We start from the raw sequence: 14,732 nt of genomic DNA, 5'->3' as shown, positions 1-14,732 counted from the left end.
AGCCGTCCGATTGGGCAAACTTACTGGTGATCAAGGCCTCACCGGACCGACATTGTGCCTCCGACTTTACAGCTGGACGCGCCCCAGCTGCTTTTTCGTAGGGAAAGCAGTTGAAGGGATCGCATCAAGGCGGCGGCGTCGCCGCGAACCGCAGGGGGCGCATTCGTTCTCCGGCTGAGAGACTCGCTCCTCTAAACTATCCGGCTAGAGCCTGTACGGCGCGGACACCGATGAAGATGATTAGCGCCCAGATAGCAATGCAGAAGACCACGGCCTCCCGCCAAGTAGTGGTCCTTAGTCGATTGCGCCAGTGGATTAACGTCAATGCGCAACCATTGAACCGACGCCGCCGCACCACGTCGAACATTTGGGCGTAGCTGCTGAACTCGAATTGCGAGCGATTTCGGCGGATATACTTCACCCTCTCACGTGGCGAGAAGCATGAAGTCCAGATCTCGTGAGCGCGCGCCTTCTGCCAAGCGGCCGAAGACGTCCCCTTAATAAGCCGGTTCACTTCCGTCCCCTGCTGTATGTGTGTCCTTGAAATTTGCGCTGGGCTGGGTCTCAACAACTCTGGGTGCGAAGGGTAGCTCAAGAGCAAGATCTCTACATCCTGACGTTACGTTAGAATCAAGCCACTCTGCGTGTGCGCGTTGTTGGTCAGCCCTCTGATTGGCCGAAGATCACGCGCTAATTCTAGTGAGCCATTTGGTCGCAGCCGCACTGGGCAGAAAGTCAAGTTTCAAGCGTTTCGAGATTTGGCGCGCGGAAGGCCCGATGAATCTCAATCAGCGCAAAGGGAGCGAGATACGATTGAGACAATGCACCGCACCTTGCCCTCGGCGCACACAAAGCGATGCGCGGCGCTGAAATAATGCTTCTTCACCTCGGCGTAATCGAGGCCGCTGCGATGGAGCCGCCACTCCGGGACGACGCAGCGCTCTCCTCCCGGCGATTGGCTTGAGCGACGGTCGGTCGACCTCCTCGAGTAAGCGGCGGCGCGTCGCCCCGATACAAAAACCGGGTCTTCGCTTTCCAACGCAGCACGCCCGCGCGAAAACAATGAGAATCCGGCTCTGAACCGTTTCTTCAATCTGTTCCGTCTCCGCCGGCTCTCGGGGCCTGACCGACCCGTCTCGCCTTTGCAAAGGCCCGGTCCGAGGCCATAAAGCGCGCCAGCATAGGCGCGATCAGCTTTAGCGGATCGATGGGCTGCCCATTTTCGCGTGCCAAAGCCTCTGCATAGGCGACGAGATCTCGATGAACTCTTGCTGAGAGCTCGGTGGTGACCTTGACCGGCCTATCGTCGGGCAAGGCTCCTATTTTAAGCTTGGGCATGCATTACCCTTCGTATGGCGCAAGTATGAGGTCGCGGTTGACAAGAACGCGAACTGGGAAACCAGGTCGTACCGTCAAAGTAGGTTGAATATTTAGGCTGCGCCGTACGACCTGCTGTCCAGTCTGGTTCAGAGAGTCGGAGGCGCCATGCCGCAACGCCTGAATGATTGCGCCGTCGTTGTTGTTGGTGTCAGAGCCGGTACCTAGTTCGGTCGCGACTGCCAGAAACGTTGATAGTGCGGCAGCCTTGAACAACTCGCTCCAGTGATTGTCGACCTGGTCTTCAAGACCTGCATAGCCGGCGGTGTCATCACCAGGCTGCCGGTCAAGGACGATGGAACGTCCATTCGGCATGATCAGCCGCGTCCAGACCAGCAGGACGCGGGACTGACCGAAAGTGACCTGGCTATCGTAGATGCCAATCAGACGCGCCCCCTGAGGCACAAGCAGAAAGCGACCCGTCGGCGTGTCGAAAACATTCTCGGTTACCTGCGCGGTAATTTGGCCTGGCAGGTCCGATCGGATCCCCGTAATCAGCGCCCCTGGAATCACCGTCCCAGCCTGCACGATGTATGGTGAAGCGGGCCTGGCGATACGGTCAGGGCTTACCGTGCGGCGGTCCACAGAGGCGTTCACGAAGGCAAGCTTGCGGTCCTGGCCGTTCTGCGCAGATCCATCCTCGCCAGTGCTCGTTGCATTCGGTGACGCGACTCGGTCGCTTCCAATCGCCGCAGCCGGCGGACGCGCTCCTCCATTGGTCGCAGCGAACAAATGGCTGATGCGGGCTGCCTCGGTCTCTTGATCCCGGCCCTGCTGGCCCGGATCAGTGCCGATCGCCGGCGACTGCCCTTGAGCGGCAAGTATCGGTCGACCGAGGTCGCCCGGGAGCGGCGGACCAAGCTGCGGGGTTGGTTGGCGCGGAACGCCAGAATAGTCCTTCGGCAGCGTCGTAATACCGTCAGCAACATTGTGGTGGTCGGTACTGTAAAGCTCATCGGCCGCTTGATTACGGGAGCGATTGTTCTGTAGCGACCAAAGCACCGCTACGCCGATGACAAGCAGCGCAACTGCGCTCCCCCCGGCTAAGACCTTCCGCGACAACCGCGTCACGCGCGGGTGCTCGGCTCTCAAGCGGAAGCTCTCGGACTGCTCCACTTGTGTCTCCGGCGGAACTGCTTGCTCGTGTTTGTTTACATTCCGAGTGTTCATGACGGCTGCCTCCCGTCGGTTCTGACAATCCTAACCTTTTGCTGGTGCTCACCGCCGAGCCGGAGTTCGGCGGCTGCGAACAGCCGATCGACGATCAATACGTTGCCGTAGGCGCGATAGTTGACGAGTTCGGTCTTGCCATCAGGGCCGATCACGAACAGCGGTGGCATTTCGCCTTGCACGATTCCTTGCGGGAATTCGACATAGACCTTGCGGCCATCGTCATATGCGGCAAGCGGCCGCCAGGGAGGGTTGTCCCCTTCGATCGCATAGCGAGAGATACGCTGCGCCGGCTCCGGAAGGACCGGCTTCAAGGCGACTGCACGCGATCGTTCGCGCAACGTTTCCGGATAGTACCAGGCAACTGATGGCATATAGGGCCGCTCGCGGGAACGGAGCTCAAGCAGGTAGGTGCGCCGGTCGGTATTGACGACGAGGTTGGTCTCGATCGATGCGCGCGTCGGTTTGACCAGGATATGGACGCGTCGTTTGTCCCCGCTCCCACTCTCGGTATCGCCGACGACCCAGCGCACGGTGTCACCGGCCGCAATGGGCCCTGATCCCGTCAACTGTTCCCCTTCCTCGAGCGCGATATCCGTGATCTGTCCAGGCGCGGCGTAAATCTGATAGAGCGCCCCCGGGCTATAGGCATAGATTTGCGCCGCGTTGAAATACCCCCGCTTGCGCGGTTCAACCCGGGCTGCGCTGTTTGCCGTCTCAACCCGGCTCACGGGTTCGGGCTCTTCCTTCGCGGCGGACCTGCCGCCGAGAGCCGGCTTCCAGAGCGGCGGCACGTGAAGCGGTCGTGGTCTGTCGTCGAGAGTAACTGCCGGCGCCGGCAACGGAGGGACTTCAGCATCATAGCTGATCTCGGGCGGAATGTAGGTCGCGCACCCACCAAGCATCGATGCACAAAGCAGGAGAGCGTGAAGACATGCTCGCTTGGCGGTCCCAGACTTGGGCGGAGTCGAAGGGAGCCGGCTTTGCTGGAAGGAACGTTGCGAATGAATGTCAGACGGCGTCTTGGTCACTGACTCAACTCCCTTGACCAGTTGATGGCGCGGACGTAGACGCCAAGGGGATTCTTGCGCAGACGTTCGGCATTGCGCGGCGTCTCGATCACGACTGTGAGAATTGCTGTCCAACGCTCGGTCGCACTCAACGAACCGTTGTCGTATGTTCGCTGGGTCCACGCGACCCGAAAGCTTTCTGAAGACGCACGAATGACGCTCGATACGTCCACCGAGATTTGAGCCTTGCCCAGCTTGGCAAAGGGATCATTGCTGCGCGCGTACTCGTTGAGAGCAGCGGCTCCGCGATCGGTCGTAAAATCATAGGCCCTGAGCCAGTTTTGGCGCAGAACGATGCCGTCGGCAGGAAGGCCTCTGACATCCTCGATAAAGCGCGCCAGATGGTAGGCGATCTGAGCGTCAGTGGGCTGATAGTCTATATTGACCGGCGCAACCCTTTGAGCCTGACCGAGATGATCGACTTCGACGACCCACGGCGTGATCGATCCTCGGCTCGATTGCCAAACAAGTCCGCCCGCGAGGCCGGCGGACAGCATCAAGCAGCCGAACGCCATCAGACGCCAGTTCTTGGCTTGCAGGCGGGCCGATCCAATACGTTCGTCCCAAACCTGTGCTGCCTTTTGATAAGGCGTAATCGGCTCGGGCATGCGCCCGTAGTGAACTGAAGGTCGTTTGAACATCGATAATGGCCCCTGAGATCAAAGTCGTCGTTTCAACTCGTGTGCTTGGATTTAACGTGTGCGCGCACGGCCAGTGGTGAGCGCCTATTTACTGAGCGTCAGCGATCTCCTTCGGACAAATCGACAGAGGAGCCGCTGCCACCGTGATCACCGGAGCGGACCGCATGACCAGCGGCGGATGCACCGTGTCGAATGGTCTGAGCGCGCCTCATGCGACGCGCCCAGTCGGGCTGCCCTTCCCCGAAGGAGCTCGCGGTCTGCCCGCCCGCTTGCCTACCTCCGCCGAGCGCAGCTGCTACGCGACGTAAAGGGCTCATGGCAGCTGAAGCGCCCGCCTCCGCGACGCCAGCAAGGCCGCCGCTTCGATAGGCGGCTGATGCTCCGCTGATGACAGCGCCGCCACCGCGCGCGGCGCTGACCATTGCGCCTGCTGCGAGACCGGCGCCGCCGGCGGCGAGGCCGGCACCCGCCGCGGCAATGCCGCCTGCGGCGATGCCTGTTCCAATTGCGGCACCGGCGCCTAGTTGGGGTCCGCCAGAGACCAAACCGTTTGCGATGCCGGGACCAAAGATGCCCAGACCCAGCAAGGAAAGTGCCGCTAGGACGAGCGTCATCGCGTCTTCGATAGTCGGCTGCGCGTCGCCGAACCCTGCGGTGAACTGCGAGAATAAGGTCGAGCCGATGCCGACGATGACGGCCAGGACCAGGACCTTGATTCCAGAAGATATAACGTTGCCCAGCACCCGCTCTGCCGCGAAGGCAGTCTTGCCAAACAAGCCAAAGGGAATGAGGACGAAGCCTGCGAGCGTCGTGAGCTTGAACTCGATCAGGGTCACGAAGAGCTGGATCGCCAGAATGAAGAAAGCGAGCAGCACCACGACCCAGGCGAACAGGAGAACGACGATCTGGACGAAATTCTCGAAGAAGCTGATATAGCCCATCAAGTTCGAGATCGACTCGAGCAACGGTCGGCCGGCATCGAGTCCGACTTGAGCGATCTTTCCCGGTCGCAGGAAATCCGACGCTGATAGGCTTGCGCCGGACGCTTTCAGCCCGAGACCGGCAAAGCTCTCGAAAACGATGCGCGCCAGGCTATTCCAATTGCCGATGAGGTAGGCAAAGACGCCGACGAAGAGCGTCTTCTTGACAAGACGGGCGATGATGTCCTCGTCTGTGCCCCAACTCCAGAACAATGCGGCAAGCGTGACGTCGATCGCCGCAAGGGTCGTGGCGAGGTATCCGACATCGCTACCCAACAGCCCGAAGCCGTTGTCGATGTAACGCGTGAACGTTTCCAGGAACTGGTCGATAATCCCCATGCCGGTCATGGCTCGCTCGCGTCAGGTGTCGCCAAGGGCGGATATCCTTGCGGCATCCGGCTCTGATCCTTTGGGGCCGGCGCCAAGGTTGCGGCAGAATCATCATGGCCAGGAACTGCCGCACCATCTTTCCTGCCAAAGAAATGACGCCGGTTTTCGGCCCAAACTTGCTTGCAATGTTGATAGGCTGCCGGTTCCTCCGAAGTGACGCTGCGGCAACGTGCGAGGTCTGAGCTCGTTACCCCTGTCGTCTGCTCCGCCTTGGGCGACGACCGAGACTCCTCTCCACCACGAAGCTGAATCGTACAGGCGGCGACGGCCACTAGGCCGATTGTCGTAAGCAGCGACAGCGCCTTGAATGCCCTTACGTCGGTCATCAGTGGAACATCTGCACATTGGAGGATTGATAGCCCTGTCCTGGCGTCAGGAAGCGCCTAAGCTGCTCTCGCCCCTGGTCCTGGGCCGAGGCGCGCTGTGCCGCTTCGAGACTTTGTGCCCTGCCCTGCGCCGCCACGGCAGCCGTGAGGTCAGCGAGCTGTTGCGCTTGAAGCGCGAGGATCTGATTGCCGGCCTGAGTTGCCTGCAAGGCGCCACTGGCACCCTGACTTGAAGTTACAAGCGCTGACGTTTGGACGCGGTTGGTGTCGAGGTTGCCGACGACGCCGGCCTGAACACGGAGTGCATCCTGCAATGCGGCTACAGAATTTTGCCACCGCGATTGAGCGTTGGTGATCAACGCCTGACTCGATTGGCTTCCAGTGACCGGCGCATAGCTGGTCGCAAAAGCCCGGTCGATCTGCTGCACGTCGTATGCGATGCGTTGGGCCTGGGCCAGCAGTTGCTGCGTGCGCTGGATCGAGGATTGCAATTGCTGCAGCGAAGAGTACGGCAGGTTTGACAGATTCCTGGCCTGATTGATCAGCATTTGCGACTCGTTCTGTAACGAGGTGATCTGGTTGTTGATCTGCTGGAGCTCCCGCGCGGCTGTCAGGACGTTCTGGACGTAGTTGTTGGGATCGAAGACGATCAGCGCCCGTGCAGGTGTCACGACGCCAAGCACCAGCGCGACGGTGCCAGCGGTCGCCAATACGGCAAGACGCCTCATAGCGATTTCTCCAGATTGACGAGATTGGGGATCAGGTCGGTGGCCCAGGCGACGCCACGGTGCTGGAGCCAGGCCGGTAAGAAGCCGTTCGGCCCATGTTCGCCGAGGAGCTGCGCGATGGCAGCCTGGTCGGTCTTGGAAGAGGCTGCGGTGAAGGCGAGCGCAATCTCGCCAAGACCCAGTTCGAACATCCGGTTGCCGCGGCGTGACTGGCAGTAGTAGTCGCGCTTCGGCGTTGCCCGGCTCAGAAGCTCGATCTGGCGGTCATTGAGGCCAAAGCGGCGATAGATGGCAGTGATCTGCGGCTCGATCGCCCGTTCGTTCGGCAGCAACAGACGCGTTGGGCAGCTTTCGATGATCGCGGGCGCGATCGCGGATCCATCGATGTCTGACAGCGATTGGGTGGCAAAGATCACGGACGCGTTCTTCTTCCGAAGCGTCTTAAGCCATTCGCGGAGCTGGCCGGCAAAATCCTCGTCGTCGAGGGCAAGCCAGCCCTCATCGACAATCAGAAGGGTCGGCCGGCCGTCGAGGCGATCGCCGATACGATGGAAGAGGTAGGCTAGCACGGCCGGGGCCGCGCTCGTCCCGATCAACCCTTCGGTTTCGAACGCCTGGACCGAGGCTCCGCCGAGCCGCTCGAATTCGGCATCGAGCAGGCGCCCGGAGGGACCGCCGAGGCAATAAGGTTGCAACGCGCGTTTCAGGGAGTTCAATTGCAGGAGGACTGACAGGCCCGTCAGGGTGCGCTCCTCCCTCGGCGCCGAAGCGAGTGACGTCAGCGCCGACCACAGGTGATCCTTGACCTCCGGGGTGATCTCGATCTTCTCCCGCGCCAGGATCGCGCCGATCCATTCCGTCGCCCATCCGCGCTCGGAAGGATCGTCGATCCAGGCCAATGGCTGCAGCGCGACGGGCTTTCGGTCCCCGTCGGACAAGGCCCCGCCCAAATCGTGCCAGTCGCCGTCCATGGCCAGCGCGGCCGCCCGGATCGAACCGCCGAAATCGAACGCAAAGACCTGAGAGTTGGGGTAGCGGCGAAACTGCAGCGCCATTAGGGCCAGCAACACCGATTTGCCGGCGCCGGTCGGTCCCACCACCAAGGTATGGCCGACGTCGCCGACGTGGAGGGAGAATCGAAATGGGGTCGATCCCTCGGTCTTACCGAACAGGAGCGGCGGGCCCTTGAAGTGCTGATCCCTCGCCTCGCCCGCCCACACGGCCGACATCGGAATCATGTGGGCAAGGTTGAGCGTCGAAACCGGTGGCTGCCGTACGTTGGCGTAGACGTGCCCCGGCAGACTGCCGAGCCAGGCTTCTACTGCGTTCACCGTCTCGATCATGCAGGTGAAATCGCGACCCTGAATGACCTTATCGACGAGACGGAGTTTTTCATCGGCCGCTTTGGGATCGCGGTCCCAGACGGTGATGGTTGCTGTGATAAAGGCTTGTCCGACTTGATCCGACCCCAGTTCCTGGAGCGCCGCGTCGGCGTCCAACGCCTTGTTGTGTGCATCGGTATCGAGCAGCGTCGACGCCTCGTTCGTCATAACCTCCTTGAGAATGGCGCCAATGGATTTTCGCTTCGCGAACCACTGCCGGCGAATCTTGGTCAGCAGCTTCGTGGCATCTGTCTTGTCGAGCATAATGGCGCGTGTCGACCAGCGATACGAGACAGCCAGGCGATTCAAATCGTCCAGAATTCCCGGCGTCGTCGCGCCCGGAAAGCCGACGATTGTCAGAACACGCAGGTTGGCTGATCCCAGCATCGGCTCAAGGCCGCCGGTCAGCGGCTGGTCGGCCAACAGCGCATCGATGTACATGGGAATTTCGGGCACGCGAACGCGATGACGCTTAGTCGAGATCGTCGAGTGCAGGTAGGTCAGGGTGTCCTGATCATCCAGCCAGGCGCATTCCGGCATGAATCCTTCGAGGAGCTGCAGCACGCGGTTCGTTTGATCGATAAACCCGCGAAGCACCTCGTGCGCGTCAGCGCCAACAGTCCGATCGCGGCCCTCATAGAGCAGGCGCTCTGCCTTGGCGGCTCCCTCCTCGGGCGGCAGATAGAGGAAGGTCAGGAAAAAGCTGGATTCATAGTGAGCGCCGGCCTCTTCGAACTGAGCCCTGCGTTCGGCATCGACCAGCGCGGACGCGACATCTGGAAATGTACTCGGAGGATAGGCCCCAGCAAAATGACGCTGCGCTTCGACAAATACAGCCCAACCAGATCCCAGACGGCGCAACGCATTATTCAAGCGACCGGTGACGCCGACGAGTTCAGCCGGTACCGCGCTGTCGAGGTCAGGCCCCCGGAACTTTGCTGTCCTCTGGAACGAGCCGTCCTTGTTCAGGATGATTCCTTCGTCGACGAGTGCTGCCCAGGGCAGGAAGTCGGCAAGACGCGTATTGGAACGGCGATATTCGGCGAGATTCATCATGACCCCGGCTCAGGTGTTGAGGTGACCTGGAATGCGCAGATGTCGGCGCACCACATCGACAAAAGCGGAATCGCGCTTGGCGGCCCAGACGGCGGCCATGTGGCCGATGAACCAGAGGACGAGGCCCGCGATCCAGAGCCGCAATCCAAGTCCGAGTGCCGCGGCAAGCGTACCATTAACGATCGCGACCGACCGCGGCGCACCGCCCATCAGGATTGGCTCGGTGAGTGCGCGATGAACGGGCACGACAAAGCCTGTGACCTGCTCGTCCATCAGATCACCACGCCGCCACCGAAGGAGAAGAACGACAGGAAGAAGCTCGAAGCGGCAAATGCGATCGACAGACCGAACACGATCTGGATCAGCCTGCGGAAACCACCGGACGAATCCCCGAACGCAAGCGTCAACCCCGTGACAACGATGATGATGACGGCGATGATCTTGGCGACCGGGCCTTCTACCGATTGCAGAATCTGATTGAGCGGTTGCTCCCACGGCATGTTCGAGCCAGCCGCCCATGCCGGCGGGGCTGCTACAAGCACTGCGCCGAAGGCGGCCAACGATGCACCTCGAAGAAAGCGAAATTGCTGACGCATGTCAGTCTCCTGCTGATGAAAAGCTGTAATCGCCAGCGGCCCCGAGCCCTGAGACCGCTGCGAGCTCGGCGAGGCGGCGGTCGGCGCCGCGGCCCGCAAGAACGGCGATGAGGTTGATGGTCTCGGCAATCAGCGCGCGTGGAACCGTGATGACAGCTTCCTGGATGAGTTGCTCGAGCCGCCGCAGCGCGCCGAGCGCGGTGCCCGCATGAATCGTGCCGATGCCGCCGGGGTGACCGGTGCCCCAGGCCTTGAGCAGATCGAGCGCTTCCGCGCCGCGGACCTCGCCAACCGGAATGCGATCAGGGCGCAGTCGCAGCGAGGAGCGGACAAGGTCCGACAGCGTGGCAACGCCATCCTTGGTCCGTAGCGCTACAAGATTGGGCGCCTTGCACTGAAGTTCGCGCGTATCTTCAATCAGAACGACCCGATCAGAGGTCTTGGCCACCTCGGCCAAGAGCGCATTCGTCAACGTTGTCTTGCCTGTCGATGTCCCGCCCGCGACGAGGATGTTCTTGCGTGCGGCGACTGCGTTCTTCAGGATCTGGGCCTGCTCCGAGGTCATTATCCCCTTGGCAACGTAATCGTCGAGCGTGAACACGGCGACTGCGGGCTTGCGAATAGCGAAAGCGGGAGCTGCAACGACCGGCGGCAACAGTCCCTCGAAGCGCTCGCCGGTCCCGGGCAGCTCGGCCGAGACACGTGGCGCGCCGGCGTGCACCTCGGCGCCTACGTGGTGCGCCACCAGGCGAACGATGCGCTCGCCGTCCGCCGCGGACAGAGTTTCGCCTGTGTCGATCAGGCCATTCGACAACCGGTCGATCCACAGCCTCCCATCTGGGTTGAGCATCACCTCGACGATCGTTTCATCTTCGAGGTAGCCGGCAATCGCGGCACCAAGCGCGCTGCGCAGCATTCGCGCGCCACGCGAATTCGCTTCCGATTGAATGGAATAGATTGTCACCGTCAACCCCACCGAACGAGAACGTCCAAAGGGCGTCCTCAGATGGGATGATTAGAAAAGGCACCAAACGATCAAAGGCAACGAGTGCTTTCAGCGATCGTAGATCAGCGTACAAAAGGAAAGACTGCGAACGGCTATTGATGCCTGTCAGTCTGAATCGGTTCGTTGCAGGCGCAGTTCACCACTCGGTATGGTCATCGGTTTGCTCGCAGAAGATGCCTGCTTCGACGGCATCGAAAGGAACGATCGGCATGATGGAAGGAATAGAAGCCATCGGCAAAGTGACGGATTGGAGCCAAGGTAGCGCGAACCAGGCCAATGACGCGATCTGAAGTGCGACGTTGAGACCGAACGCGACTTGATAGGCCACAATGGATCTATGACCATCATTTATGGACCATTGTTCCAGGACCACACCCGTCGCGTATTGGGCCAGAAATGCCCAACCGAAATGCAGAACGTTCAAGGCGCCGTTGGCACGGCCAGCAAGCTCTGGCGGATAGTAATCAGCGATAATGGCGAAACTGACCACGGTTGCCGTTCCGACAATCGCTACAACGGACCACGGCAAAATGGACGGCAACGGCATGCGCAAGATCAAGGCGATTTGTGCCACGATGAACAGCAGAGCGACTATCGCTAACACCGTCTCCGCCCTGCCTCCTCTTCGTGCGATGCAATGGATGGTCGTCCCGAACAGCCAAGCGCCGCCGCTAAGCACAAGCGACATCATAAACAGCTGTCTGACAAGACTCGCCCGGTCAAACCCCTCCACGTCCACTAGCCACGGCGATGCCCACAATCCCTGCAGGGACCAAGCCGATCCAACGCAAGTCGCCGACAACGGGGCCATTCGCCAGAAGCGCCGATCGCCGAAAACGGAGCTAAGGGTGGCGGGCGCTGTTGATGGGACAATGCCTCGCTCAGGCACCACGACATAGATGAGAATGGCTACCGCACCAGTAGCGGCCGCCAGGATCTCAAAGAGCTGCCGCCAGCCGATCCAGGCGAGAAGGTGTTCGACGGGAGACGTAGCGGTCACCGCTCCAAGCGAGCCCAGCATGACCATGTAGCCGTTCAGCAAGGCAACTCGCTCCCTGGGACTCCAGATGATGATGGACTTCAGTCCTGCTGTCAGCGCCGCCGCCACGCCAAGCCCGATCATCGCCCGCGCGATCAAAAGTGACAGGAAGCCGGTCGATATCGCGAACAGTTCGGCGCCGGCGGCGGCGACCAAGAGCAGAACACTCTGGACTCGGCGCGGACCAAAGCGGTCCAACACTATGCCCACGGGGATCTGAGCCGCTGCGAAAACAAGGAAATAGACTGACGTAAGCAACCCGATGTCGGCGGTCCCAAGCCGGGCATCCGAGCTGAGATGACTCCCGATCAAAGCGTTGATCGTTCGAAACAGATACGAAAGATAGTATCCAGCAGCAAAGGGGAGGAAAACGCGCGCAATTCGACACCATCCTATTGAGATTTGCATGCTGGTCCTTTTCGCTATCGGCTCGTTCGAGCGGATAGCGCGTCCAGCTTTTTGTCAGTTCGGCTAAGTTGCTGCGGTCGTAGGCTGGCGTAGAAAAAGAAGAGCCGACGCGGTCGGCGCATCAAGAACGCTCAGTCAGGTTTCGCCGGCCGGTTCCTGACGGATATCTTCTGGAATCTCGCGCAGAAAGCTTTGCCCTTTTTGCAAGCGGCGTCCGAGCGCCTCGACAAATCCTTCGAAGCGCTCCCTACCCTTTATCTGCGCGGCCGCCTGCGCGTCGTTAGCCAACGGCGGCGTGATTGTCAGCCAGAAGCGAATGAAGAGGGCCAAGGTCTCAGCCGTTAGACCAACATCACGCTCCAAGCGCTGCAGCTGACGCGACAGCCGATCGAGGCGCCGCGTGAATGCTGCTTCCCGCCTGTCCGCTGCGTCCGGTGACAGAAATGAAGCAACGGCCGCTTCCACGATCGCAGACCGGGAAAGCTTCTTGCGGTCGGCGAGATCCGAGATCTGCTTCAGAAGCTCTGGCGGGAAATAGACGTTCATCCGGTCGCGCATGTCGCCTCAGAGCTCCATACCATCGTAGGGGTCCATGGCGACCTGACGGGCAACGCCGCGCATCTGCTGACGCATAAGCTGGGACTGGCGGACTGCATCCTCGTCGTCGTCAAGAACGACGGCAAATTCCTCTGCCGGCGTCGGCTCGGTCGTCTCCTTTGCGATCGCAACGTGATCGGGGAGTTCGGGCTCGCGACGAAGGCCGCTGTTTGCCGTGTCTTCCTCTCCTTGCGCTCTGTCAGTTGGAAGTGGCACCGGTCTCAGCGTTCCGGCCGTTGACCATCCGTCCGTTCGCGATGACCGACCGGATGTCGCCGGATCGGGCGGCGGCAAGACCCGCTCGCTAAACCGCCGATCCTCAAAGTAGCGCACCTTCTTCCCCCGGATCGGTGGCGTGCCTGCCACCATCACGATTTCGTCCATCGGCGGAAGCTGCATGACTTCGCCGGGGGTCAGCAGCGGTCTCGCCGTCTCCTGCCGAGAGACCATGAGGTGCCCCAGCCAGGGGTTCAACCTGTGCCCGGCATAGTTTTTCATCGCGCGCATCTCCGTCGCCGTACCCAAGGCGTCGGACACGCGTTTGGCGGTTCGCTCGTCATTGGTCGCGAAGCTGACTCGGACGTGACAATTGTCGAGGATCGCATTGTTGGGCCCATAGGCCTTCTCGATCTGATTGAGCGATTGCGCGATCAGGAAACTTTTGATGCCGTACCCCGCCATGAAGGCGAGTGCGGACTCGAAGAAATCGAGACGCCCCAGCGCCGGGAACTCGTCAAGCATCATCAGGACTCGATGTCGACGATCGCGGGCGTGCAAGTCCTCGGTCAGGCGCCGGCCGATCTGGTTCAACACCAGACGGATGAGGGGCTTGGTCCGCGAAATATCGGAGGGAGGCACCACCAGGTAGAGCGTCGTCGGTCGGTGATCGGCGATCAGGTCGGCGATCCGCCAATCGCATCGGCAGGTCACCTTGGCCACGACGGGATCGCGGTACAGCCCGAGGAACGACATCGCCGTGGACAGGACGCCTGAACGTTCGTTCTCCGATTTGTTGAGGAGTTCGCGCGCAGTCGAAGCGACCACGGGATGAGCGCCCTGCTCGCCAAGGTGTCGCGTGGTCATCATCGCCTTCAGCGTCGCCTCGATGGGTCGCTTCGGGTCGGAGAGAAAAGCGGCGACGCCAGCCAAAGTCTTGTCCGCCTCGGCATAGAGAACATGGAGGATGGCGCCGACCAGGAGCGAATGACTGGTCTTCTCCCAATGGTTCCGTTTGTCGAGTGAACCCTCGGGGTCAACCAGGACGTCGGCGACATTCTGGACGTCGCGCACCTCCCACTCCCCACGCCGGACCTCGAGCAGCGGATTGTAGGCCGAGGATTTTGGGTTGGTCGGATCGAACAACAGGACGCGGCCGTGATGAGAGCGAAAGCCGGCGGTCAACTGCCAGTTCTCGCCCTTGATATCGTGCACAATGGCCGAACCGGGCCAGGCCAGCAACGAGGGAACGACGAGCCCGACACCTTTGCCCGATCGCGTTGGCGCAAAACACAGGACGTGCTCCGGTCCGTTATGGCGGAGGTAGTCATGGTCGAGCTTGCCGAGCACCACACCATCGGGACCGAGAAGTCCGGCCGCTCGAACCTCTTCCGCACCGGCCCAGCGCGCCGAGCCATAGGTCTCGACGTTCTTGGCCTCGCGCGCCCGCCAGACCGACATGCCGATCGCCACCGCGATCGAAACGAAGGTCCCCGACGCCGCTATGAAGGCTCCCTCAACAAAGACCTGAGGCGCATAGGCATCGTAGACGAACCACCACCAGAAGAAGACCGGGGGGTAATAGACCTTGAAGCCCAAGAGTTTGAACCATGGCCGCCCAAGCTCCGGTTGATAGGCAAGCCGCCAGGCCGTCCATTCGGTTGCTCCCCAGATGGCGAGCAAGACGATCAGGCCGACAACGATGACCTGTCCCCAGAGGATCTTGGTTCCCGACATCCCGAACGTCCTT

The 14,732-nt window shown here is 61.0% G+C and carries 14 protein-coding genes; all 14 read right to left on the bottom strand.

The features are described from left to right. Positions 1-1,089: 1,089 nt before the first annotated feature. Positions 1,090-1,338 carry a DUF2274 domain-containing protein gene (locus tag N2602_RS08830; protein WP_128263965.1) on the bottom strand — a complete coding sequence of 83 codons (249 nt, stop codon included), beginning with the start codon at positions 1,336-1,338 and terminating at the stop codon, positions 1,090-1,092. A 3-nt stretch (positions 1,339-1,341) separates the two neighbouring features. Next, complete coding sequence (locus N2602_RS08825) at positions 1,342-2,547, bottom strand: TrbI/VirB10 family protein (protein ID WP_260382391.1); 1,206 nt, start codon at positions 2,545-2,547, stop codon at positions 1,342-1,344. Then, the gene (trbG, locus tag N2602_RS08820; protein WP_260382390.1) at positions 2,544-3,578 is read right to left on the bottom strand and encodes a P-type conjugative transfer protein TrbG; all 1,035 of its coding nucleotides are present in this window, start codon (positions 3,576-3,578) and stop codon (positions 2,544-2,546) included. Before trbG ends, N2602_RS08825 begins: the two co-directional genes overlap by 4 nt. After that, positions 3,575-4,258: a conjugal transfer protein TrbF gene (trbF, locus tag N2602_RS08815; protein WP_260382389.1), complete on the bottom strand. Its 684-nt coding sequence runs from the start codon at positions 4,256-4,258 to the stop codon at positions 3,575-3,577. Before trbF ends, trbG begins: the two co-directional genes overlap by 4 nt. Before the next feature lie 98 nt (positions 4,259-4,356). Then, a complete protein-coding gene (gene trbL, locus N2602_RS08810; protein ID WP_260382388.1) occupies positions 4,357-5,586 on the bottom strand; it encodes a P-type conjugative transfer protein TrbL in 1,230 nt (409 codons plus the stop codon). Next, positions 5,583-5,954: a putative entry exclusion protein TrbK-alt gene (trbK-alt, locus tag N2602_RS08805; protein WP_128263969.1), complete on the bottom strand. Its 372-nt coding sequence runs from the start codon at positions 5,952-5,954 to the stop codon at positions 5,583-5,585. The genes trbL and trbK-alt overlap by 4 nt, the downstream gene beginning before the upstream one ends. Beyond that, on the bottom strand, positions 5,954-6,682 hold the full coding sequence (gene trbJ / locus N2602_RS08800; protein ID WP_260382387.1) for a P-type conjugative transfer protein TrbJ: 729 nt from the start codon (positions 6,680-6,682) through the stop codon (positions 5,954-5,956). The genes trbK-alt and trbJ overlap by 1 nt, the downstream gene beginning before the upstream one ends. Further along, positions 6,679-9,120: a conjugal transfer protein TrbE gene (gene trbE, locus N2602_RS08795; RefSeq protein ID WP_260382386.1), complete on the bottom strand. Its 2,442-nt coding sequence runs from the start codon at positions 9,118-9,120 to the stop codon at positions 6,679-6,681. Before trbE ends, trbJ begins: the two co-directional genes overlap by 4 nt. A gap of 9 nt (positions 9,121-9,129) precedes the next feature. Then, positions 9,130-9,393 (bottom strand): VirB3 family type IV secretion system protein, encoded by a 264-nt coding sequence (locus N2602_RS08790; protein ID WP_260382385.1) that lies wholly within the window; start codon positions 9,391-9,393, stop codon positions 9,130-9,132. Further along, positions 9,393-9,716, bottom strand: a complete 324-nt coding sequence (locus tag N2602_RS08785) for a TrbC/VirB2 family protein (protein ID WP_260382384.1) — start codon at positions 9,714-9,716, stop codon at positions 9,393-9,395. Before N2602_RS08785 ends, N2602_RS08790 begins: the two co-directional genes overlap by 1 nt. Position 9,717: 1 nt before the next feature. After that, positions 9,718-10,632, bottom strand: coding sequence for a P-type conjugative transfer ATPase TrbB (gene trbB, locus N2602_RS08780; RefSeq protein WP_260383630.1), 915 nt, complete (start codon positions 10,630-10,632; stop codon positions 9,718-9,720). Positions 10,633-10,858: 226 nt separating this feature from the next. Next, positions 10,859-12,169 (bottom strand): nitrate/nitrite transporter, encoded by a 1,311-nt coding sequence (locus N2602_RS08775; protein ID WP_260382383.1) that lies wholly within the window; start codon positions 12,167-12,169, stop codon positions 10,859-10,861. 135 nt (positions 12,170-12,304) lie between these two features. Next, entirely contained in the window at positions 12,305-12,727 is a 423-nt protein-coding gene (locus tag N2602_RS08770; RefSeq protein ID WP_260382382.1) for a CopG family transcriptional regulator, read from the bottom strand. Between the two features lie 6 nt (positions 12,728-12,733). Then, positions 12,734-14,719 (bottom strand): conjugal transfer protein TraG, encoded by a 1,986-nt coding sequence (locus N2602_RS08765; protein WP_260382381.1) that lies wholly within the window; start codon positions 14,717-14,719, stop codon positions 12,734-12,736. Between the last annotated feature and the right edge of the window lie 13 nt (positions 14,720-14,732).

It is taken from the genome of Bradyrhizobium sp. NC92, assembly GCF_025200865.1.
In the GTDB taxonomy this organism is placed as follows: domain Bacteria; phylum Pseudomonadota; class Alphaproteobacteria; order Rhizobiales; family Xanthobacteraceae; genus Bradyrhizobium.
Note: the sequence above shows the minus strand (reverse complement) of the source record. Positions and strands in the feature narration are given on the sequence as shown.

Bases quoted from the DNA above. Each gene is read 5' to 3' on its own strand.
- N2602_RS08830 (WP_128263965.1), bottom strand. From the start codon at position 1,338: ATGCCCAAGCTTAAAATAGGAGCCTTGCCCGACGATAGGCCGGTCAAG.
- N2602_RS08825 (WP_260382391.1), bottom strand. From the start codon at position 2,547: ATGAACACTCGGAATGTAAACAAACACGAGCAAGCAGTTCCGCCGGAG.
- trbF (WP_260382389.1), bottom strand. From the start codon at position 4,258: ATGTTCAAACGACCTTCAGTTCACTACGGGCGCATGCCCGAGCCGATT.
- trbL (WP_260382388.1), bottom strand. From the start codon at position 5,586: ATGACCGGCATGGGGATTATCGACCAGTTCCTGGAAACGTTCACGCGT.
- trbK-alt (WP_128263969.1), bottom strand. From the start codon at position 5,954: ATGACCGACGTAAGGGCATTCAAGGCGCTGTCGCTGCTTACGACAATC.
- trbJ (WP_260382387.1), bottom strand. From the start codon at position 6,682: ATGAGGCGTCTTGCCGTATTGGCGACCGCTGGCACCGTCGCGCTGGTG.
- trbE (WP_260382386.1), bottom strand. From the start codon at position 9,120: ATGATGAATCTCGCCGAATATCGCCGTTCCAATACGCGTCTTGCCGAC.
- N2602_RS08790 (WP_260382385.1), bottom strand. From the start codon at position 9,393: ATGGACGAGCAGGTCACAGGCTTTGTCGTGCCCGTTCATCGCGCACTC.
- N2602_RS08785 (WP_260382384.1), bottom strand. From the start codon at position 9,716: ATGCGTCAGCAATTTCGCTTTCTTCGAGGTGCATCGTTGGCCGCCTTC.
- trbB (WP_260383630.1), bottom strand. From the start codon at position 10,632: ATGCTGCGCAGCGCGCTTGGTGCCGCGATTGCCGGCTACCTCGAAGAT.
- N2602_RS08775 (WP_260382383.1), bottom strand. From the start codon at position 12,169: ATGCAAATCTCAATAGGATGGTGTCGAATTGCGCGCGTTTTCCTCCCC.
- N2602_RS08770 (WP_260382382.1), bottom strand. From the start codon at position 12,727: ATGCGCGACCGGATGAACGTCTATTTCCCGCCAGAGCTTCTGAAGCAG.
- N2602_RS08765 (WP_260382381.1), bottom strand. From the start codon at position 14,719: ATGTCGGGAACCAAGATCCTCTGGGGACAGGTCATCGTTGTCGGCCTG.